Raw genomic sequence first — 22,703 nt, forward strand, 5'->3', positions numbered from 1 at the left:
AAGATAAGGATTAGTCTACATGTATGAAGTCTGCAGAATTACCGATTCCGCGGTGGCCCGAGCTTCTGAGATCGTCAAGCGGGGAGGGCTTATTGTATTGCCAACCGATACTGTGTATGGCATCGCATGTAGTCCATATAACCGAGCTGCCATAGAGATGATATTTCAGGCGAAACATCGCCCTTTGTACAAGCCTTTGCAGGTGCTCGTGTCTTCTGCAGATGACTTGGATGAATTGGGATTGTACCTTCCGGTTCCGTTGGACCGTCTTTCTGCGACGTTTCTTCCTGGTCCGTTTTCGCCGATTGCGCTTGCACAGGACGACTGCCGTTTAGTCACCTTGAGCAAGGATGGTTCCACAAATTCCAGGACACAGGGAATTCGTATACCAAACTCCGCAGCGTGCTTGAAGATTTTACGTGATATCGGGCCTCTGGCTTGTTCAAGTGCAAACAGGTCGGGGCAGGACAGCGCGCAAACCGTCGATGAGGCTGTTGCCGCGTTTGGAGACGATGTTGAGTTGTATCTTGACGGCGGTGCCACACAGGGTCATGTGGCCAGTACTGTGGTTAAATCCGACCCCACGGCAACCGATGGCATCGAAATTATACGTGAGGGCGTCATCAGTACAGCTCAGGTCCATTCAGCTCTCCACGTGTACGGTGGGAGACCAAAGCAGTGAGAATCTACCTGTTCATTGCGGCAATCGCAGGTGGCGCCACTTGGCTTGTCACCCCATTGGTTCGTCATCTTGCCATTGAGGTGGGTGCCGTAGGCGAAGTACGTAAGCGTGATGTGCATACTGTTCCCACACCACGAATGGGTGGATTGGCCATGCTTGTTGGGTTCGCTGTGGCTATGATGTTTGCCAGTAAGATGCCCTTTATCTCAGGTTTGTTCGTCGGTTCCAAACAGCCATGGGTGGTTCTTGCAGGTGCCGTGATGATTTGTCTCCTCGGTGTTGCGGATGATTTATGGGATTTGGACTGGATGCTTAAGCTTGCCGGTCAGCTGCTGATATCTGTATTCGTTGCTTGGGGTGGTGTGCAGATCATTTTTCTGCCGTTCGGCTCGCTGGTAACTGCGTCTCCCAGCATTTCGATGGCGATAACCGCGTTTCTGATTGTGGTTTCCATCAATGCCGTTAATTTTGTCGATGGTTTGGATGGCTTGGCCGCCGGCATTGTCTCAATAGGAGGTGTGGCGTTCGCCATATACTCATACATCCTTGCACGGTCTTCTCCCAGCTACGCATCGATGGCCACGTTGCTCGATGTCGCACTCGTTGGCATCTGCATAGGATTTTTGCTGCATAACTGGCACCCTGCCAAGCTGTTCATGGGTGACTCAGGGTCCATGCTGCTCGGATACCTCATCACGTGCGCCTCGATCATCATGACGGGCCATCTCGATCCTGCTTCAGTGCGCTCCAGCGTCTATCTTCCGGTGTTCATGCCTATTCTTCTGCCGATCCTCGTGCTGTTTCTTCCAGTGCTCGACATGGTGCTTGCCGTCGTACGAAGGCTGAGCAAGGGGCAGTCTCCAGCCCATCCGGATCGCATGCATCTGCACCACCGTATGCTCAACATCGGCCACAGTGTGCGTGGGGCGGTTGTTATTCTTTGGGGATGGGCTGCACTGTTCGCCGTGGGTTCCTTGATGATCATGTTCTTCAGGCCAGTCTATGTCATTTTCGCAATGGTGATGACGGCGATCGTTCTGACCGTTTGCACAATGCTGCCCTATATCCGTAAACGGGTTCTGTTGTCGCGTGAGGGAGGTGTTCCAAACCTTAGCAATTCCAATGAAACAAAGCCTCCCCGCCATGCTTCAAATTAGTTATGACTGTTACGTATTTTACCCTGACTGCGACGTTTAATACACGGGAATATGGAGCCATTCGATTGCAATGCCTGAAATTCGCGTAGGGGCTATGAGTGTCAGTGCTTGACCCTATATTTGATTTATGGCTATTGATTCGCACAATGATATTCAATCCACCTATTCACCGTTACCCAAAAAGTTCGAACAACTTGGACTCGCGTATGATGATGTTCTTCTTCTTCCCAACGAAACCGATGTGATTCCTTCGCAGGTCGACACCTCGACGCACGTGACTCGGGAAATCACCATGAAAACGCCTGTTATCTCTGCTGCGATGGACACCGTTACCGAATCGGAAATGGCAATTGCCATGGCTCGTAACGGTGGCATTGGTGTCTTGCACCGTAATTTGTCGATAGATGATCAGGCATCTCAGGTCGATATGGTCAAGCGTAGTGAATCGGGCATGATCACCGACCCGCTTACTGTTGGTCCGGATGCCACGCTTGCGGATCTCGACAAGTTGTGCGGACGATTCCACATTTCAGGGTTGCCGGTTGTGGATAATGAAAACATTTTGCTCGGTATCATTACCAACAGAGATATGCGTTTCGTTGCGTCTGAAGATTACGAAAAGCTTAAAGTCAAAGATGTGATGACCCGAGATGGCCTTATTACGGGTCCCACCAACATCTCCCGCAAAGATGCACATGATTTGCTCGCCAAGTATAAGATCGAGAAGTTGCCGTTGGTCGACAACAGAGGCAAGCTTACTGGCTTGATCACTGTCAAGGATTTTGTGAAGACCGAGCAGTATCCTGATGCCACAAAGGATGATCAGGGTCGCCTTCGCGTGGCAGCTGGTATTGGTTTTTTGGGTGATGCTTGGCAACGTGCCTCTGCATTGATGGAGGCTGGTGTCGACATACTGGTCGTGGACACTGCCAACGGTGAGGCAAGGCTGGCGCTCGACATGATCAAACGACTGAAGTCGGATCCTGCATTCAACACAGTCCAGATCATCGGTGGGAATGTCGCAACCGCTTCGGGGGCCAAGGCCATGATTGAGGCCGGAGTGGATGCGGTGAAAGTCGGTGTTGGCCCTGGCTCGATCTGCACTACTCGTGTGGTTGCGGGCGTGGGCGTTCCCCAACTCACTGCGGTTTATGAAGCGGCTCAGGTATGTCGTGCGGCTGGAGTTCCTTGTATTGCCGATGGTGGGATTCACTATTCCGGCGATATCGCCAAGGCTCTGGTCGCCGGCGCCTCAACGGTGATGCTCGGAGGCACACTCGCCGGCTGTGAGGAGGCTCCGGGCGAGAAGGTTCTGCTGCACGGCAAGCAATATAAGCTTTACCGAGGTATGGGGTCATTGGGCGCCATGGCTCCAAGGGGCAAGAAGTCGTATTCCAAGGATCGTTATTTCCAGGCTGATGTGACCAGCAGCGATAAGGTCATTCCGGAGGGTGTGGAAGGCGAGGTCCCTTACCGCGGTTCCCTCAACGCTGTGTTGTACCAGATGGTCGGGGGTTTGCATCAATCCATGTTTTACATTGGAGCACACAATATTGAGGAAATGTGGCAGAAAGGTCGGTTTATCCGTATTACCGATGCTGGCCTGCGCGAGTCTCATCCGCACGACATTGTGATGACTACCGAGGCTCCGAACTACAACGGTTTCCACAACTGACGATGATTTCCCTTCAAGGTACGGCCGCGGTTATTCTTGAGGCACCCCTTGTTTTTGAACCCTCCGGGCCGGTAGGTCAAGTCTTGCTCCCGAAAACAAGGGGTGCCTGTGGATAACCGCTATGTGCGGGGATGGGGCTCTTTTGGTGAACTAAGGCAAGGCTTCTTTTGTGCTGGTGTTTTTTAAATCGTGCCGTTCCGTCACAACTGTGCTGTAGAATATAAGGTTCTGTAGATTGCGAGAAAGGTGGTCGGCATGGCCGAAAACAATGAGGATCTGACGTTCAGCGCTGAGGAATCGCGTATGATTTGGATTGACTGCGAGATGACCGGACTTGACATCTTCAATGATGAGCTGTGTGAGGTGTCTGTGGTGCCCACCGACTTCAACATGAAGGTGCTTGACGAGGGCATAGACTTGGTCATCCGTCCCAGTCAGCACGCCGAGGACCATATGAACGACTTCGTGCGCAATATGCATACCTCCTCCGGCCTTGTCGATGAATGGCATAAGGATGGTTTGAGCCTTCAGGACGCTGAGAAGCAGGTGGTGGCCTATGTCGAGCGGTTCCTGCCGGCCCGCGGCAAGGCGCACTTGGCTGGCAATTCAGTCGGCAGCGACAAGAAGTTCCTTGACAAGTACATGCCTTCCCTTATGGGAAAGCTGCATTACCGAGTGATCGACGTGAGCACGTTGAAGGAGCTTTCTCGCCGTTGGTACCCTGCGGTGTACAACAACAAGCCGGCCAAGCATGGCGGTCACCGTGCGCTGGCGGACATCATTGAGTCCATTGACGAGCTGCGTTACTATCGCGATGCGTTCTTCAAACCGACTCCCGGTCCGGATGATGCACAGGCCAGGCAGATTTGTGAGAATATTGAGCGTACCAGTCTTCTGAGAAAGTACGAAGAGAGCGGGAACCCTGTGGAAGATCCGAATCACCCTCAAAAGGCGGATTATTAAATCAGTACATCCGTCTGTAATCAATAGAATCAGATGGCTGCCAACACCCACAAGTTCATGATTCACTGATTCAGTGTTATTGATTTGCTAGTTTAATGGTTCCGTATGGCAATGGGCAAGCGATGGCTGATTGGCGATTCAGTGCCTCTTGTTACATAAGAGTCTTCATCTCTGCTGCAATATGGAAGTCGACCGAATGCAGACTTGTGAGGAGGCTAGTTGTCGGCTTGTCTTACTTCAATCAGGTGCGGAACTCTTGGGTATTGCGTTGGCAGACAGATTAACCTGTGTGGGATCTGCGTGAAGGGGGAACGATGCGTCAATCGGAAGCACTCTCAATACTGAGTGCCGGAGCGAACGTGTTCATCACCGGCGCGCCTGGTGCAGGCAAGACGTATGTGCTCAATCAGTTCATTCATGAGGCGCGTGCCCGTGGTGCCTCTGTGGCGGTGACGGCTTCCACAGGTATAGCTGCGACACATGTCAATGGCATGACGATTCATTCCTGGAGTGGTGTCGGCATCAACCAGGTCATGACGCCTGAGCTCCTTAAGCGCATACGGTCTCGTCGTTCCCGCAAAATCCAATCCGCTGACATCCTTGTCATCGATGAGGTTTCGATGTTGCATGCATGGCTTTTTGACATGGTCGATGAGGTCTGCCGAGTCATTCGTCATAGCCCGGAACCATTCGGCGGGTTGCAGGTGGTGCTATCCGGTGACTTTTTCCAGCTGCCACCGGTGCGTAGGTCACGACGGTTTGAACCGGTTGAACCAGGTCCAGAGTTCAAGGAGTTTCGTGAGCGCTATGCCCAAGCTGGTAAAGATGCCGAGGGGTTCGTCACCGAGTCCCTCGTATGGGATGGGCTGAACCCCGTGATTTGTTACCTCACTGAGCAGCATCGTCAGGACGATGGGCAGCTGCTTGATGTGCTGACGGACATACGTGAGGGAGGGGTCAACGAAGATGACCGCTCAGTGCTTGCCACCCGCCAAGGTCTCCAGCCATCTCAAGATATGGTCGCCGTGCATCTCTTTCCTGTCAACAAGCAGGCTGATGCCTTGAACGACTTGCGCTTGGCGCAAATTCAGGATGAGGTTCACAGCTATGATGCGCAGTCCGCAGGTCCGGCTGAGCTGGTCAAGCGCCTCAAGAAGAACATGCTCGCACCCGAACACCTGACACTGAAAACCGGTGCCGCTGTTATGGCCTTGCGCAACGATGCGGATCATCAATATGTCAATGGTTCCATTGGCACTGTGGTCGGTTTTGTGGATGAGCGTCACGGTTCATGGCCTATCGTCAAGTTCGAGAACGGCAATACGGTGACCATGAAGCAGGCCTCGTGGGACATGATGGATGGCGATACGCCCCTTGCCACGGTCAAACAGATTCCGCTGCGTTGTGCCTGGGCCATTACCATCCATAAATCACAGGGTATGACGCTGGATAGGGCAGTGATGGATTTGCGTCGTACGTTCACACCCGGCATGGGCTATGTGGCTCTGTCTCGAGTCGAATCTCTGGACGGTCTTTACCTTGAGGGCATCAACAGCATGGCCTATATGGTTTCTTCTGATGCCATAGAGCTGGATGGCAACCTTCGGGAACATTCCCAAACTGCCGTACACCAACTTTCCGAAGATGGGGAATCCGCATTTACAAAAGCAGCCACAGGCCAAAGTGCGGGCGAAGAGGATGAATTCGCCCAAGACGAGTTGTTCTGACGAAAGAATCCGGAGAATCTGGCATAATTTTGTTCGAAGGGGACTCTATAGCGATATCTCAAGTGAAGTCGAATAGGGAATCGTTGGAATTACGCCGATTGTGAATTTGTTTAGGCTTATCGGTTGTCCCAAAGTCCCCTCCGAATAAAAGCTGATGAGGAATTACGTTCATCAAGGTTGGTTGGAGGAGGGGGTTGGAAAAGTGATGCCGACCGGAGTTGTCGGCTCGAACGAATATTTTTGAGACTATGACTAAAGCAATTCGTATGTCCCAACTGTTCCTCCGTACGTTGCGCGAGGATCCCGCCGACGCCGATGTGGACTCGGCGCGCCTGCTTCAGCGTGCAGGTTATATCCGTAAGGCTGCACCAGGTATTTGGACTTGGCTTCCGCTCGGCCTCAACGTGCTGAACAGGATCGAGACCATCGTCCGTGAGGAAATGAACGCAATCGGTGGCCAGGAAGTGCATTTTCCTGCGTTGCTACCCAAGGATCCCTACGAGGCGACCCATCGTTGGGAAGAGTATGGCGAAAATATCTTTCGTCTGAAGGATAGGCACCAGGCCGATTATCTGCTGGCGCCCACGCATGAAGAGATGTTCACCCTGCTGGTCAAGGACATGTACTCCTCGTACAAGGACCTTCCGCTCACGCTGTACCAGATTCAGACGAAGTACCGTGACGAGTTCCGTCCGCGCGCAGGCTTGGTGCGTGGCCGCGAGTTCATCATGGAGGACGGTTATTCCTTCACCATCGATGAAGCTGGGTTAAAGAAGGCCTACGTGGAGGAGCGTGATGCCTACGAGCGCATCTTCAGACGTCTTGATTTGAACTATGTGATGGTTCATGCTGTGTCTGGGCCGATGGGTGGCTTCGAGTCCCAGGAATTCCTCTCTCCGCTTGCCATCGGAGAGGACACCTTTGCCCAGGCTCCCAGTGGCAAAGCTTGGAATGTCGAGGCATTGAAGACCCCGGCGGTGCCTGATGTCGATTGCTCTTCCACTCCGGCCATGGCCTTCAAGGACCTGCCCGATGCCAAATCCATAGATGATATGGTCGCCCAGTGCAACGCCTTATACCCGCGTGATGACGGCCGTGAGTGGTTGGCTGCCGATATGCTCAAGAATGTCGTCATCGCCATCAAGCATCCTGCTGATGAGGACCACGACGACAAGCCGTGGCGCGAGGTGGCCGTTGTGGCGCTGCCCGGTGATCGTCAGGTCGACATGAAGCGGCTCGAGGCGCAATTTGCACCGGCGGAGATTGAGGAAGCCAGTGAGGAAGACCTTAAGGCGCATCCCGAGTTCGTCAAGGGCTACATCGGCCCGAACGTGCTCGGTCCGCAGGCCAGTGCCAAGGGTTCCGGTATCGCCCACCCGGTGCGTTACTTTGTGGATGCGCATATTGCCAAAGGCTCCGCTTGGGTCACTGGCGGCGACAAAGAAGGTGTCGATGCATTCAACATGGTCTATGGTCGTGATTTCCAGGCTGATGGCGTAGTCGAGGCAACCGAGGTGCGCGAGGGCGACATGAGTCCTGATGGTTCCGGACCATTGAGCTTCCAACGTGGTGTGGAAATTGGTCAGGTCTTCCAACTGGGACTCAAATACTCTGAGGCATTGAATCTTAAAGTGCTCGATCAGAACGGAAAGGCGGTGCCCGTATGGATGGGCTCCTACGGCATCGGCGTTTCTCGCGCCTTAGCTTGTATCGCCGAATCCCACCATGATGAGAAGGGCCTGGCTTGGCCGATTCAGATTGCGCCGGCACAGGTGCATGTACTCGCCACCGGCAAGAAAGATGAAGCGTTCGACATTGCGCAACGGCTCGTTTCTGATCTTGAGAACAGCGGTATAGAGGTGCTCTACGATGATCGACGTAAAGTCTCGCCGGGCGTGAAATTCAAGGACTCCGAGCTCATTGGCGTTCCTCTGGTGGTGATTGTGGGTCGTGACACGTTGGAACATGGCACCATCGAGGTGCGCGACCGTACTGGGGAGAACGCCCAGGCGGTGCCTGCCGATCAGGCTGCAGAAGTTATTGCTCAGAGGATAACCGCGGTGCGCCACTAATAAAAGATGCGCACGAAGAACGGTGATTACAAGTGGTTCCGTCATTCGTTTGACGGAACCACTTACGATATTTGACTATAATGACTCCGAACAAGATGTATGTGGTTGTCTACTAGTTCGGATGGTTCTTATACTGATATATGGGATATATGGTGACATATAGACCAATTTGCTTAGAATTCCTCAATGAGTTATTATAATAACTGCGTATTTGTATATCAGAGACAATGTTGTTGCAAATGCGGGCAATACATACAGAGTGGTGCACGAACAGGTAAACAGCGAACGATTTAAACACTACTTGGACGTCCTGTTTCTGCGACTATTGCCGAATCGGCGCACTGCGGGCCGAGTTTAGACTCATCAGCACCGAAGTGATGGCGCGGATTGTCCGTGCTGTAATGGAAGAAAGAAGCGAATGATGCAAAATTTGACTGTTTTAGGCACTGGCGTGCTGGGTTCTCAGATTATTTTCCAATCCGCCTATATGGGTAAGAACGTTGTAGCCTACGATATCAGTGATGAAATTCTCGCCAAGCTGCCCGATCGTTGGAAACAGCTTAGGCAACAATACAAGGCGGATCTTCCTGACGCCACTGATGAGAAGCTTGATGCCGCAGTGTCCAGGATTCGAGCCACTGCTGATTTGAAGGACGCCCTTGTCGATTGTGACATCGTCATCGAAGCCGTCCCCGAACGGCTCGATATCAAACAGGCTACGTGGAAGAAGGTCAGCGCTCTTGCTCCTGCAAAGACCATCTTCTGCACCAATTCCTCCACGTTGCTGCCCAGCAAGATTGCCCCGTTCACCGATCGCCCTTCAAAGTTTCTTTGTCTGCACTTCGCCAATGAGGTGTGGAAGTTCAATACGGGGGAGGTCATGTCGCAGCCACAAACCGATCCAGCGATCTTCGACCAGGTGACCGACTTTGCCAAGGAAATCGGGATGGTTCCGATTCGCATACACAAAGAGCAACCGGGCTATGTGCTGAACTCCCTCTTGGTGCCTTTGCTCAACGCAGCTGCCGACCTATGGGTTCGTGGCATCGCCTCCATCGAGGACATCGACGCCACTTGGCGTATCGCCACCGGTTCCCCCTCGGGGCCTTTCCAGATTTTCGATACTGTAGGCATGATGACACCCTACAATCTGTCTAAGGACAGCAAAGATCCGGTACAGCGGGAATTTGCCCAGAAAATCAAGACCGATTACATCGACAAGGGCAGACTCGGTAAGATCTCCGGTCACGGTTTCTATGACTATGAGTAAATTGCATTGTTCGTCCTTGCCTAGGCGACTAATTGCGTAGTCGATAGCTGAAATCCATGAGGGGCCAGACGCCGAATGTCGTTTGGCCTTCTTTTGCGTATTGGCGGTAATCACTGATAAAGATATGCACTTCGCTTTTGGCGACACGTCTTACTCTTCTTGAATGGCGTGGCATTTGACCACAATGTTCTGTTCATGTAGGCAGTACGCACGCAGTGCAGCATACTGGAAACACCACGAGGACGAAACTGTGAATCGTTCACTGCTCAGGAATTGCAGAAAGATTTCATGGCTATTAGGATGTGCGGGGTTCAAGTTTCGTCCTTAGTGGTCCAATGATGCAGACAGACGAAAGTGAGGAATCATGCAGCGTGCAATGACGACCATAGGCGGGTATGTGGGTGCTGATCCGGTAGTGCTTGGCAAAGAGGGAGGCACTCCGGCAGTCACCTTGAGAGTGGCATATACGCCGCACTATTTCCAGTCTTCAAGCAATCAATGGCAGGAAAGACCGACAGTATGGCTGACAGTGAAGGCATTCAAAGCGTTGGCGCGCAATGTTCAGCAAAGTGTGCATAAAGGTGATGCAGTGATCGTCACCGGCTCTCTGGCCACCGATGAATGGACCAAGGATGGTCAAAGGCATAGTCAGTTGGTTTTGGAAGCCACTGCCATTGGCCACGATCTTTCATTGGGCACTGCTATATTCACGAGGAAAAATGCGTCACAAGGATCGGGCAACGTCGTTTTGGGCAGCGGTCTAGGCAATGGTCAGACACGCCAAGCCAATCAAGAGATGAATCGTGAATCGGATGTCATACGGCCGAGCGACCCTTTTGAGACGCAAAACAATATTCGGCAACCGGAGGGCCATGAGGTGCGGCGGAATCAAGGAGAAGCCGATGAATTCCCCGGCAGTGTCGGAATGTGATTGTTTATCACTGCCATATTCCCCTCGTAGGGGCTGATTCATATGCGGATTGTCAGTGGGTAAGCCACCATTCATGTGCATGCACAAAGGACGGTGAATGGCCATGAACGGATGGTGGCTGCAAATCCATAGGATTTGCAGCCACCATCAAAAATGGTTGGATTCAGCAACATCAAGTCATGCGGCCAAAACCAATTCAACGTTCAAAGCATCACCAGATATGTACCCGTTGTTCCGGGTCAAGCCACATTGGGCTCTCCGAAGTGACATCGAAGGCCTTGTAAAACAGGTCGACGTTGCGGGCGATGCCGTTGGTACGGAACTCGGCAGGGGAGTGCGGATCGATTTGCAGGAACTGCTCCGCAAGCTCGGTGCGGGTTATTTCACGCCAAATCGTTGCATAGCTGAGGAAGAAACGCTGCAAACCGGTGTACCCATCGATCATGGGAGCTGTAGCCAACGATGCCTCCACAGCTTCTGGTGAGCCGTCAATCGCACGGTTCTGCTCCTTGTCCAGTGCGAAGGCATAGGCCTTGAGCGAGATGTTTACTCCGGAAAGGTCGCCGATGTTTTCGCCGATGGTCAGTGCGCCGTTGACGTGTGGCGCTTTGCTCGGGTCGTCGGCGTACTTGTCTTGCAATGCCTGTGGGACGAAGGAATTGTACTGGGCGATGAGTGCTCTGGTCAGTTTCTGGAAGTTGGCCTTGTCGCTTTCGGTCCACCAATTGGTCAGCTTGCCATCGCCGTCGTATTCGCTTCCTTGATCATCGAAGCCGTGGCCGATTTCATGTCCGATCACGGTCCCGATGGCACCGTAGTTGGTGGCATCGTCCGCATCCGGGGTGAAGAACGGTGGCTGCAGAATGGCTGCAGGGAATACGATGACGTTGAGTGAGGGATCGTAGTAGGCGTTGACGGTCTGTGGGTTCATCTCCCATTCGCCACGGTCCACTACTTTGCCCACCTTGTTGATTTGGTAGGCAGTGGCATAGACGGAGGCTGCGCGCATATTGGCAACGAGTCCTGCGTCTTCGTGAATATCGAGCGAGCTATAATCGCGCCAATGCTCAGTGTAGCCGATCATCGGAGTGAATTTCGAAAGCTTGTCGAGTGCCTCGCCCTTCGTCTCCTCCGAAAGCCAGGAGCTGTTGGTGATGGAGACGCGATAGCCTTCAATGAGATTGGCCACCAACTGTTCCATGCGCTGCTTAGAGCTTTCTGGAAAGTGGCGTTTCACGTATTCGCGCCCAACTTCCTCGCCGCAGACGCCATCCACCAGCGAGATACCACGTTTCCAACGGTCCTCCTGAACTTTTGAGCCGGAAAGCACCTTGCCATAGAAGTCGAAATGGGCTTGCTCGAAGTCATGACTCAGCGAACTTGACCAATCACGCAGATCCGAAACCCGTGCCCACAATTTGAGGTCTTCGAGGTCTGTGCTGGCCCAAAGGGCATCGAAACCTTCGATGAAACTTGGCTCGTGCACATTGGCGTGGTCGAACGCGGCCCTAAGGTCGAGCGGTTGCCTCTTCGCGGACTTGGTGGCATCATACGCCTCCTGCGCCGCGTTGAGCCATGCGGCGAAGTCGAAATGGGCGAGAGCTCCGCAAAGCTGCTGGTAGTTTGAGGGGTTATCGGTCTTCTGAGAATCGCGAGTGGCCACGTTATCCCAGTGGTTGCCTGCGACCGCTGTCTCGACTTCAAGGAATTTTCGGGCTTCCTCCTCGGCGTTTGACCCGTCCGCATACCCCGCCAATTCAAGGAGCGTTGCGGCTAATGCGCCATAGGCCTTACGGGTGTCCGCGTAGCGGTCTTCGCGGTAATAGGCTTCGTCAGGCATGCCAATGCCGGCTTGCTCGATGTGTAGGACGTAATGCTCCGGATCTGCTGGATCCCCGTACACGCCGAAGTCGAATATGTCAGGACCGCCGGTCACCATCAGTCGGCCGAGTGCTTGGGTGAGCTCTGTCTTGGTCTTGGCGTTGTCGATGAGGCTCAGATCTTTCTCAATCGGTGCAATGCCCACCTTCTCGATGGCCTCGGTGTCAAGATAGGATTCGTAGAGTGCATGGGATTTCCTAGCTGGGCTATCAGGATCTTCGAGAATCTCCTTGATGTCCTGTTGCGCCTCTTCGCGAAGTTTCATGAATGAACCGTAACGAGACTTATCGTCGGGCATCTCATAGGTGTCCAGCCAAGGCCCATTTACAAACCGGAATAAATCGTCTGAAGGTTTGATTACTGAGGAGAACGAGCTGATATCCAGCCCCGATTTCATAGGTATATCCATGGCTTAACTGTATCCATGTTCAATGACAATACTGTCGCAGACAACGTGAATTTGATGGAATGCTGCAAAAGCACGTGCTGACCTGACTCCCTTTGTTTTGGGCCGACATGGCAACACCATAAACCGTCAAGTATCCCTTTATTCCCTACTTCCAAAGACTTTGTTGCCAGCGTAACTTCGTTTGGAGGGACGTGTGAGAGTTCGGAACAATATAATGTTAATGAGTAACGTATGTATACGTGCGAATGGATAAGGAGCGAGATGCAATATCAGCGCAATGGGTTCAATGATGGAAATTCTGATGGTTTCCCACAAAATGAATCAGACAGGAATGAGTGGTTCAACTCGAATCCTTTCAAATTGGCTGAGGAATGGTTGCCAAAACAGGCCAAGAAAACAATATGTATCGTGTACAGCGTTGTCGGTGTAGCAGCTGTCGTCTTGGGAATAGCATTGTTGTTCTGGCCAGGCAAGACGCTTCATGTCTTGGTCCTTGCCATGGGGCTGTATTTCATCATTTCAGGTTTGATACGTACAGTTGGTGCGATTGTTGAATCCGGATTGCCGGGAGGTTGGCGTGTACTGGATATCTTGGTGGGTATTCTGCTCGCAATCAGTGGCATAATCATGATGAAATATAGTGGCTTGGCTCGGGCGACATTGCTGCTTGTGGCCAGCATGACCATTGGCATCGGCTGGATTATGGAAGGCATTATGGCACTTGTGGAGACATGGAGGCTGCCGAGCTCAGGATGGGCCATTTTCTATGGAATCATCTCCATTCTTGCAGGCATTGTGATGCTGTGCGCGCCAATCACGTCAGCGTTGTGGCTCGTCGTGTTTGCCGGTGTGGTGATGGTTGTTGTCGGTGTTCTTGCAATTGTCAGGGCGTTCCGCTTCGGAAAGTAATTTCTTTCAAGGCACTGCCGCGGTTGCCCACATAGTGGTGTTGCGCTGGATGCTCAAGGCCGCTCGGACAAGCCTACGCCAGCGCAACACCACTATGTGGACAACCGCTATCGGCACGGATGGGGCTCTTTTTGAGCGCATGATGTGCAAGCATATTGGTGTTTGCACGAACATTGATGCGGCTACTATTGCTCCTCAAAAGAGCGCCTTCCGTGCTAGAGGGGTTATGCACAGGTGCCCTATGTTTTCGAGTAAGACCGGTCGAGCGGCCTTGGAGCGTTCGAAAACATAGGGCACCTGTGCATAATCTCGGTATGCCTTGAAGGGAGAAACCCTTTGTTGGGGTTGGCAGCTAGTCTGGTTTCCATGATTGAACTGAAGACACCCGATGAAATTGAGGCGATGAAACCCGCCGGCCGCTTCGTAGGAAGCATTCTCAAGGAGCTCAAGGAGAGCACCAAGGTCGGCACCAATCTGCTTGAGATCGACGACATCGTGCGCCAGCGCATTGAAAGTCGAAAGGGTGCGGAGTCATGCTATGTGGACTATGCACCAAGTTTTGGAACAGGTCCCTTCCGGCATTACATCTGCATTTCCGTCAATGATGCCGTGCTGCATGGCGTTCCCTATGATTATAGTCTCAAAGACGGTGATTTGGTGAGTCTTGATCTTGCCATCAGCGTCGACGGATGGTGCGGAGACTCGGCCCTGAGCTTTGTGGTCGGCAACGACCCTGACCCAGATGATTTACGCCTGATCAAGTGCACGGAAGAGGCACGGGATGCCGGCATAGCGGCCGCACAGCCGGGTAACCGTTTGGGAGATGTATCGGCTGCTGTCGGGGACGTGGCGCGTGAGTACGGGTATACGGTCAATATGGAATTTGGAGGACATGGAATCGGCAGGGTCATGCATGGTGATCCTTTTGTTCCCAACGATGGACGCGCCGGTCATGGGTATAAGCTTAGGCCGGGTTTGACCATTGCCATCGAACCTTGGTTTATGAAGACCACCGATGAGATCTACCAAGACCAGCGTGACGGTTGGACGTTGCGTAGCGCCGATGGCTCGCGTGGAGCGCATAGTGAGCACACCATTGCCATCACTCAGGACGGTCCCGAAATCCTTACCGTACGTGAATAACGGCCGCACACAGACTTTACAGCGTATAGGCATCCGAGTGTCGCCGCCGTTTACGAAGCAAGGCCCACCCCTACTCATAAACAAAAATTGACTTGTCATCGGACTCTCTGGCGACAAGTCAATTTTGGTTATGGACGGGTATGCATTCACATCTCAATTCTTATGGAGCTTCTCGTTGAGCGCAATGCCGACTTTACGATACCGAGCCTCGATGGCGCCCGTCACGGAATTACGGATGAAAAGGATATTGTCTTTTCCAGACAGTTCAGACCCTTTGACGATTTCCAGCGGTTCTCCGGCAGTGATCTTGCTTTTGTCGTGAATCGTGATTTTCGTACCAGCCGTGACGTATAGCCCCGCCTCAACCACGCAGTTGTCGCCAAGCGAGATGCCGATGCCGGCGTTTGCTCCCAGCAGGCTGTGCTCACCTATGGAGTTGCGTAGTTTTCCACCTCCCGAAAGCGTGCCCATGATTGATGAGCCACCACCCACATCCGATCCATTGCCCACGGTTACACCTTGTGAAACACGACCTTCAATCATGCAGGTGCCGAGAGTGCCGGCATTGAAGTTGACGAATCCGGCATGCATGACGGTTGTGCCTGATGCCAGATAAGCTCCAAGGCGGATTCTGTCTGCGTCGCCGATGCGTACACCGCTGGGAACCACATAATCAACCATTCTAGGGAATTTGTCGACCGAGAGAACCGTGACTGCAGTGCTGTGGGTGGTCTTAGCTGAGGAGTCACGGTTCTCGGAGGCTTCATGGATCATGAAATCCATTCGACGCTGGGTAAAGTTGTCGGGAGCAAACGGGCCGTGGTCGGTCCATACCACATTGTTGAGCACGCTGAAGATTCCCTCGAGATTCAATGTATTTGGTTTGGCCAGCCTCATGCTCATCAGGTGCAGCCTGAGGTATGCGTCGGCGGCGTCTTTGATGGGTTCGTCCAGATTGGACACAGTGAACACCGCTGTTTTCCGTATCCCGCAGATGTCCGCCTCGTGGTGTTCCAGTGTGCCAAAGCCGTGTCTTGGTCGGGATGCCTCATTCGGGGCATCTGCGAGCTTCAGACTTGGATACCACACGTCAAGAGTCTTACCTTCTTCGTCGATGGATGCGAGGCCCCACCCCCATGCCGTCCTCGATGCGTCATTTGCTGTCATTCATGCTCCTTTAACCAATTCGTAGACAACCAGATTGATCGATGTTTGTCTACAAGTCTAACCCCTGGACGTTGTTACGTTCCGAAACGACCGTTTTGTGAGCGAAATCGTGCGTTCTGGCTATTATCCTTTATATGGGTTCAGACATCTTCAGGGCATCGCTTATGGGCTACGGGACTGGCCGTATTGCTTATATTGCGGGGGAGAGCAGAGCAAAGGTAGTGCTCCCCACCCTGGCTCTATCAGAGTTTTTCGAAGGGCTTTGACACGGTTCAACAGCACTGTTGCCTTCTGCAAACTTCGCGCAGAGGTAGATGGCGCAATGATCTATCAATAATGAAACAAAGACAATGCAGTAAGAGATTGGCTTGGTGCCAAGTTGATGTTGCCATTGGAAACGACGACAACATTTGATGGTGAGGATTATGGCAGAATTTGACTTTACGCAGGCCCTTGAGACGGCCAGGGATAAATATGGCTCGATTGTTAGGGCCTTGAATGTTGATCGCATCAACGCCGAGATACTTGATTTGCAGAAAGAGGCTGCGCAACCTGATCTCTGGAACGACACCGAACATGCCCAGAAGGTGACGAGCGGACTTTCCGCAAAACAGTCATTGATCAAGCGGTTGCACGGTATCGAATCCAAGCTGGACGATGCGCAGACACTGTTTGAACTCGGCCAGGAGGAAAGCGACAAAGGTTCGATGGATGAGGCCCAACACAGCGTTGATGCTCTGCAAAAGGACCTTGACGAGCTCGAAATCCAGACATTGCTCGACGGCGAATACGATGAGCGTAGCGCCGTGGTGACCATTCGAAGTGGTGCCGGTGGCGTCGATGCCGCTGATTTTGCCCAGATGCTGCTCAGGATGTATTTGCGTTGGGCGGAACGCAACGGGTACAAGACAAAGGTGATGGACACGTCCTATGCAGAGGAGGCGGGAATCAAATCGGCCACATTCCAGGTCGATGCACCATATGCATACGGTAGGCTTTCGGTTGAGGGCGGCACTCACCGATTGGTTCGCATCTCTCCGTTTGACAACCAAGGTAGGCGCCAGACCAGCTTTGCTGCGGTTGAAGTCGTGCCTCTTGTGGAGCCCACTGATCATATCGACATTCCGGATTCCGATATTCGGGTCGATACCTACTGCTCTTCGGGCCCCGGTGGGCAAGGGGTCAACACCACTTACTCGGCGGTGCGCATCACCCATCTGCCCACGAACATCGTGGTGACGATGCAGGACGAGCGCAGTCAAATCCAGAATCGCGCCGCCGCCATGGCCGTGTTGCAGTCACGCCTTTTGGTGCTTCGCCATGAGGAGGAGGCCAAAAAGAAAAAAGAGTTGGCAGGCGATATCAAGGCCAGTTGGGGCGATCAGATGCGCTCTTACGTTCTTCACCCGTACCAGATGGTCAAGGATCTGCGCACCGGTTATGAAACCAGTCAGACCCAGGGTGTGTTCGATGGCGACATAGACGGATTCATCGATGCAGGCATCCGCTGGCGTCATGAACAGCGTCGCAAGGCAGCTCAGGAGGAAAACTGATGGCTCTGATTACACTCAATCACGTCTCGAAGATGTACCCAAAAGGTGCCAAACCGGCACTTGACGACGTCACCCTGCACATCGACAGGGGGGATTTTGTCTTCCTGGTTGGTGCATCGGGCTCAGGGAAAACCACATTGCTGAGTCTGCTTCTTCGCGAGGAGGAGGCCACGGATGGTGAAATTCGCGTGGCCGGCAACGATCTGAGGCGTATGAGCGCCGGACAGGTTCCGCAGTACCGAAGGAATATCGGTTTTATTTTTCAAGACTACAAATTGCTGAACAACAAAACCGTATGGCAAAATGTGGCGTTCGCACTCGAAGTCATTGGTACAAGCCGATCCACGATTCGCGCTTTGGTGCCCAAGGTTCTTACGACGGTGGGTCTTTCCGGGAAGGAAAAGAATTATCCGCATGAACTCTCCGGCGGTGAGGCGCAGCGAGTGGCGATAGCCCGGGCGTATGTCAATCATCCGCAAATTCTTCTTGCCGATGAGCCTACCGGTAACCTTGACCCCACAACGTCGCTGGGCATCATGGAGGTACTCGATGCCATCAATCGTACGGGAACCACGATTGTGATGGCCACTCATAACGAGGAAATCGTCAATTCCATGCGCAAACGGGTGGTTGAGCTCCATACTGGCAAGATTGTGCGCGATCAGTCTCATGGCTCGTATGATTCTGCATTGTTCTTCCCCGATGCGGAAGTGGAGTCGAAGGCGAAGCAGGTCATTGACCCGGGTCGTGGCAACCCTCAGGCAGGTGCAGTGCGGTCCAATCAGCAACAGGAATCGACATCTGGGGTTGAGAGGCTGGATTCCAAGAGTGGAACCGTCTCTAATCCAGCTGAGATGGACGATAGCTCTGTTATTGCACGCCAGGCAGTAGACGCGGTTTTGGATGCAGTCAACTCGGGTAATACCGAAAATCTTGGTATCGCCAGACTGGCCAGTTCGGTTCATTCAGGTCGCAAAGGACGCTATGGAGAGGCCTTTCAAGAAGTCGAGACTACCATGACCTGGGGCAAGGGCATCGATGGTCTTGACGTCGCCCAGGAGCCGGTTCAGCAACGAGGCGAACAGCAGCGTGGTTCACAGGTCGGGGGTAACCCTCCGTTACCTCCGGCTCCGCCGCAGTCTCAGCCAGAACGGCAGGAAAAAAAGCAACGGAACCGTGCGGACGGCAGCGAATCGGTGGGCAAGAAGGGAGGTGCACAATGAGAATACGGTTTATTCTTTCCGAGACGTGGACAAGTTTGCGTCAAAATGTTTCCATGATTCTTTCGGTTATGTTGGTAACGTTCATCTCCTTCGTTTTTATCGGTGCTTCGGTTCTGATGCAGGCACAGGTGACCAAAGCCAAGGGTGACTGGTACAAGGAGGTTGAAGTGGTGGTGTGGTTGTGTCCTGACGGGACGAGCCAGGTGGCCAATTGCTCCTCGGGGAAGGCTCCGACCCAAACGGAGATCGTCAGGCTCGAACAGGACATCCACACCGACCTCAAGGATGTGGTGTCCAAGATCTCGTATACCAGTCGTGAGGATTTTTACAAGAATACTTTCCTCAAGCAATACCCTGGAGGTGTCTATCAGGGGCGCACATTGACGGCCGCGGATATGCAGGATTCGCTCAGGCTCAAGCTTAAGGATCCTACAAAATATCAGGAGGTCAGCGAGACGCTGACCAACAAGCAGGGTGTTGAGGAAGTCCAAGACCAGCGTCAGATTTTCGACCCTGTCTTCAATGTGCTCAACAAAGCCACGATTGTGACTGTGGTGCTGGCGGCGGTGATGGTGGTGGTGGCGGTGTTGCTCACCGGCACCACCATACGAATGAGTGCTGCGAGCAGAAAGAACGAGACGGAGATCATGCGTTTGGTGGGAGCTTCAAACTGGACAATACGGCTACCGTTCATTTTGGAGGGTGTGGTGGCCTCGTTTTTGGGTTCTGTACTGGCTTCGTGCACGTTGAGCCTGATTGTCAAGGTCTTCATAACCGATGGTTTGGCGAAGACTGTTCAGTGGATGCCATACATCAATCAGACCACTGTGTGGTTGACCGCTCCCGCCCTCATAGTTGGCGCCATGGTGCTCTCAGCCATCTCGTCGGCCGTGGCATTGAGAAGGTATCTTAAGGCGTAGCAGGATTGCCTGTTGCAAAACAGGTCGTGATGTGGTTCTATATATTGGTGTAGTTGTAAATCTAGGAAAGGTTGTTACCTATGGCAGGCGCAAGACATGTCAGCAAGGGTATGGGGTTGCTGCTGGCTGCCGTCACTACGCTCAGTGCCGGTGTTTTCGTTACTGGTTCTCAAGTCCAATTGGCACAGGCGGACGTGTACAGCGATTACAGTCAACGAGTCAACGATCAGTCGGAACTCAAGCGGCAGCTTTCAGGTGTCAGCACCGATCTTGCCAATCAGATCCTTCAACTTGATGATTTGAATTCAAACAAGATTCCGGCTGCCGAACAGGCAGCAGGTAATGCGAAGCAGGCGGCGGACCAGGCAAAAAGTCTGGCCCAGGCTACGGCCGATCGTCTTCAGGCGGCGCAGAAGGATAAGAGCAACCTGGAAGACCAGATCAAGAAGACCGGTGCAGATTATGATGATGCCAAGGCGGGCGTGGCTGAGCAAGCCAGGAACGGGTTCCATGGCTCAGATGCCTCCCAAGTGATGGACGTGGTTACCAAGTCGAGTACGACCCAGGACTTCGTTGACAAGATGCAGTCTTCGGCTGCGGTGGCTCGCAGTGAATCGAACGCTGCTTCTGCGGATGCCGTTGCATTGGGTAAGTCGTCGAATCGTAAGGATCGGCTTTCTGCCATCGAGGACCAGATAGGGAAGCTCAAGGAGCAGGCTGACACACAGGCTGAATCAGCTCAGAAGGCATCGGAGGATGCTCAGACGCAGCAGTCAAATCTACAGACGCTGAGGGATAAGGGTACGCAGGCCCGGCAGGCATTGGAGGCGCGCCAAGGCGAGCTAACTTCTGCATCGGCTCGTGAGGCTGCGCAGATAGCTGTGTTGGGCTCTCGAATCGATGCCCTTAATGAGAATGCAGCTGTGGCCAATGCCACGCCGAGTGCTAGCAGTGGCGGTTCTCAAGGTACGATGCGTCCGCCGTCCGGTTCAGGCAATGGTGGTGGCTCCATATCAAGCCCTGGATATAATGGCCATCCGACGGGGGATTCTGGAAATGCGTATCCAGCAGGTCAATGCACGTGGTGGGCGTATATTCGCCGTCATGAATTAGGTCTTCCGGTCGGGTCGTATTTCGGCAATGGCGCACAGTGGGCAGGTTCGGCGCGTAGCTATGGCTACAATGTCGATAGCACGCCTCGCAGTGTTGGTGACATCGTCGTTTTCCAGCCTGGTCAGGCAGGGGCGATTCCCTACTATGGGCATGTTGCGATTGTTGAGGGCATCTTCGGCAACAGTATCTATATTTCGGAGTGCAACGGCACCACTACTGTTGAGCATCGCATGGTGAGCAACGCCGGAGCCTATCAGTACATTCACAGCTGAAGTCCGGGGCTGGTTTGCTGCCGTCGAATCTTTGAGATTATGTTTGGCATCGGCAGAGAATGGAGATTGTATGGCTAAGGAGCGGGGTACTACGCTCATTGCTCAGAACCGAAGAGCACGGCATGACTATGCCCTTGAGGATAGATATGAGGCAGGACTCGTGCTTACAGGCACGGAAGTCAAATCGCTGCGTGAGGGACGGGCCTCGCTTGCCGAGTCGTTTGTCTCCATCGACAGAAACGGTGAAGTATGGCTTGAGAATGCGAACATTCCCGAGTACCTCAACGGCACATGGACCAATCACGCACCTAAGCGCAAGCGAAAGCTGCTCCTGCATTCAAGTCAGATTGCAAAGCTCAGCCGTCAGACCGAGGCAAAGGGATACACTGTGGTGCCGCTCAGCCTGTACTTCAAAGATGGCCGCGTCAAGGCTGAAATCGCCTTGGCCAAAGGCAAGAAGGAGTTTGACAAGCGTCAGTCGCTGCGTGAGGCCCAGGATAAACGAGAGGCTTTGCGCGCCATGCGCTATAAAAACCGTCAGGTAATCTAGTCGTTTTTGCCATTAATGCCCCGCACCGTCAAGGTCGCGGGGTTTTGCATTTGGGGGCAAGCCTGGGATAGTCGACACGCCACTGCATAAATATACTGCATGACGGATATTATGAATTGTAATACAGCTTAGAGTTAGGGGAGTGTATGGCGTTCAGATATATCAGAAGCCTTGTTGGGTCTGGGGCTGTGTTGGCGTTGATTGTTTCGCTGGGTGCTTGCGGGACATCGGATATGGCCGCGGATGCCACGATACCGGGCTACAATGTCGCTGCAGTCAGCAAGGACCCTGAAGTCGCCGCAATGGTGCCACGGGATGTTGCAGAGGATGGCGTGCTCACCGTAGGCAGTGAGACTACATATGCGCCTGTGGAATTCGTGGCACAGGACGGCAAGACCGCAGTGGGCTTTGAGATCGATCTTGCCAAAGCCATCGCCCAGACGATGGGTCTCAAGGAGCAGACCATATACACCCCATTTGATTCGGCCATACCGAGCACCGGCTATAAATTTGATGTCAGCATCTCGGGATTCACGTTGGATGAAGACCGTTTGGGAGTGGCCGAATGGGTCTCCGACTTCTCCAGTGGTTTGCAGTTCGCGGTTAAGAAGGGCAATCCCAAGAACATCGACACCACGAACCTTTGCGGGCACACCGTGGCGGTACAGACCGGAACATTGCAGGAGGGCGATTTGCTTGATATGAGCAAAGCCTGCAAGGCGAAGGGTGCCAAGCCCATCACTGTGCAGTCCATGAGCCTGCAGACGGATGTCACGACAGCTGTGACAACTGGGAAGGCAGATGCTTTCTTTGCCGATGGCACGGTCGGCGGTTACGCCGTCAAACAGACAAACAATATGCTGCAGACGCTGGGGAACCCTGTTGATGAAGTGCCACAAGCCATTGCCGTCAAAAAGGGTGACATGGCCACGGCAAAGGCCGTTGCGGCCGCGATGAACAGACTGATCGACGATGGCACATACATGAAGATCCTCAAGTATTGGGGCGTGCAGTCGGGAGCCATACGGCGATCGGTCATCAACCCGAAGCTGCCGAACAACTAAGCAGATAAAACGGAATTCAGAA

At 53.1% G+C, this 22,703-nt stretch carries 18 protein-coding genes; 16 read left to right on the top strand and 2 right to left on the bottom strand.

Translation table 11 applies throughout. The annotated features are described in order from the left end of the window. The first annotated feature begins 19 nt into the window (after positions 1-19). The 8 genes from ACSYSS_RS03735 to ACSYSS_RS03770 all read left to right on the top strand — a co-directional run bounded on the left by ACSYSS_RS03735 (position 20) and on the right by ACSYSS_RS03770 (position 10,477). Complete coding sequence (locus tag ACSYSS_RS03735) at positions 20-682, top strand: L-threonylcarbamoyladenylate synthase (RefSeq protein ID WP_491704127.1); 663 nt, start codon at positions 20-22, stop codon at positions 680-682. Beyond that, a complete protein-coding gene (locus ACSYSS_RS03740) occupies positions 679-1,839 on the top strand; it encodes an MraY family glycosyltransferase (protein ID WP_491704128.1) in 1,161 nt (386 codons plus the stop codon). The genes ACSYSS_RS03735 and ACSYSS_RS03740 overlap by 4 nt, the downstream gene beginning before the upstream one ends. 127 nt (positions 1,840-1,966) lie before the next feature. Beyond that, positions 1,967-3,514, top strand: coding sequence for an IMP dehydrogenase (gene guaB / locus ACSYSS_RS03745; protein WP_491704129.1), 1,548 nt, complete (start codon positions 1,967-1,969; stop codon positions 3,512-3,514). A gap of 255 nt (positions 3,515-3,769) precedes the next feature. Beyond that, entirely contained in the window at positions 3,770-4,477 is a 708-nt protein-coding gene (gene orn, locus ACSYSS_RS03750; protein WP_491704130.1) for an oligoribonuclease, read from the top strand. Between the two features lie 314 nt (positions 4,478-4,791). Continuing rightward, a complete protein-coding gene (locus ACSYSS_RS03755; protein ID WP_491704131.1) occupies positions 4,792-6,204 on the top strand; it encodes an ATP-dependent DNA helicase in 1,413 nt (470 codons plus the stop codon). A gap of 248 nt (positions 6,205-6,452) precedes the next feature. Beyond that, positions 6,453-8,276, top strand: coding sequence for a proline--tRNA ligase (locus ACSYSS_RS03760; protein ID WP_491704132.1), 1,824 nt, complete (start codon positions 6,453-6,455; stop codon positions 8,274-8,276). A gap of 418 nt (positions 8,277-8,694) precedes the next feature. Continuing rightward, on the top strand, positions 8,695-9,546 hold the full coding sequence (locus ACSYSS_RS03765) for a 3-hydroxyacyl-CoA dehydrogenase (RefSeq protein WP_491704133.1): 852 nt from the start codon (positions 8,695-8,697) through the stop codon (positions 9,544-9,546). A 364-nt stretch (positions 9,547-9,910) separates the two neighbouring features. Then, on the top strand, positions 9,911-10,477 hold the full coding sequence (locus ACSYSS_RS03770) for a single-stranded DNA-binding protein (RefSeq protein WP_491704134.1): 567 nt from the start codon (positions 9,911-9,913) through the stop codon (positions 10,475-10,477). Between the two features lie 211 nt (positions 10,478-10,688). Here ACSYSS_RS03770 and ACSYSS_RS03775 read toward each other — a convergent pair whose 3' ends face one another. Continuing rightward, on the bottom strand, positions 10,689-12,767 hold the full coding sequence (locus tag ACSYSS_RS03775) for a M13 family metallopeptidase (RefSeq protein WP_491704135.1): 2,079 nt from the start codon (positions 12,765-12,767) through the stop codon (positions 10,689-10,691). Positions 12,768-13,175: 408 nt separating this feature from the next. Here ACSYSS_RS03775 and ACSYSS_RS03780 point away from each other — a divergent pair, with 408 nt between their 5' ends. After that, the gene (locus ACSYSS_RS03780) at positions 13,176-13,676 is read left to right on the top strand and encodes a DUF308 domain-containing protein (RefSeq protein ID WP_491704136.1); all 501 of its coding nucleotides are present in this window, start codon (positions 13,176-13,178) and stop codon (positions 13,674-13,676) included. A gap of 366 nt (positions 13,677-14,042) precedes the next feature. After that, positions 14,043-14,819, top strand: coding sequence for a type I methionyl aminopeptidase (map, locus tag ACSYSS_RS03785; protein WP_491704137.1), 777 nt, complete (start codon positions 14,043-14,045; stop codon positions 14,817-14,819). Between the two features lie 153 nt (positions 14,820-14,972). Here the strand turns inward: map and dapD are convergent, their stop codons facing one another. Next, positions 14,973-15,986, bottom strand: coding sequence for a 2,3,4,5-tetrahydropyridine-2,6-dicarboxylate N-succinyltransferase (dapD, locus tag ACSYSS_RS03790; protein WP_491704138.1), 1,014 nt, complete (start codon positions 15,984-15,986; stop codon positions 14,973-14,975). A 425-nt stretch (positions 15,987-16,411) separates the two neighbouring features. Here dapD and prfB point away from each other — a divergent pair, with 425 nt between their 5' ends. The 6 genes from prfB (at position 16,412) to ACSYSS_RS03820 (ending at position 22,681) form a co-directional block, all read left to right on the top strand. After that, entirely contained in the window at positions 16,412-17,539 is a 1,128-nt protein-coding gene (gene prfB / locus ACSYSS_RS03795) for a peptide chain release factor 2 (protein WP_491704139.1), read from the top strand. Further along, positions 17,539-18,762, top strand: a complete 1,224-nt coding sequence (gene ftsE, locus ACSYSS_RS03800; protein ID WP_491704140.1) for a cell division ATP-binding protein FtsE — start codon at positions 17,539-17,541, stop codon at positions 18,760-18,762. Before prfB ends, ftsE begins: the two co-directional genes overlap by 1 nt. Next, complete coding sequence (gene ftsX, locus ACSYSS_RS03805) at positions 18,759-19,682, top strand: permease-like cell division protein FtsX (protein WP_491704141.1); 924 nt, start codon at positions 18,759-18,761, stop codon at positions 19,680-19,682. Before ftsE ends, ftsX begins: the two co-directional genes overlap by 4 nt. An 80-nt stretch (positions 19,683-19,762) precedes the next feature. After that, a complete protein-coding gene (locus ACSYSS_RS03810) occupies positions 19,763-21,067 on the top strand; it encodes a CHAP domain-containing protein (RefSeq protein ID WP_491704142.1) in 1,305 nt (434 codons plus the stop codon). 70 nt (positions 21,068-21,137) lie between these two features. After that, the gene (smpB, locus tag ACSYSS_RS03815; protein ID WP_491704143.1) at positions 21,138-21,617 is read left to right on the top strand and encodes an SsrA-binding protein SmpB; all 480 of its coding nucleotides are present in this window, start codon (positions 21,138-21,140) and stop codon (positions 21,615-21,617) included. Between the two features lie 146 nt (positions 21,618-21,763). Beyond that, positions 21,764-22,681 carry an ABC transporter substrate-binding protein gene (locus ACSYSS_RS03820; RefSeq protein ID WP_491704144.1) on the top strand — a complete coding sequence of 306 codons (918 nt, stop codon included), beginning with the start codon at positions 21,764-21,766 and terminating at the stop codon, positions 22,679-22,681. Positions 22,682-22,703: the final 22 nt, after the last annotated feature.

This window comes from Bifidobacterium sp. ESL1118, assembly GCF_058505595.1.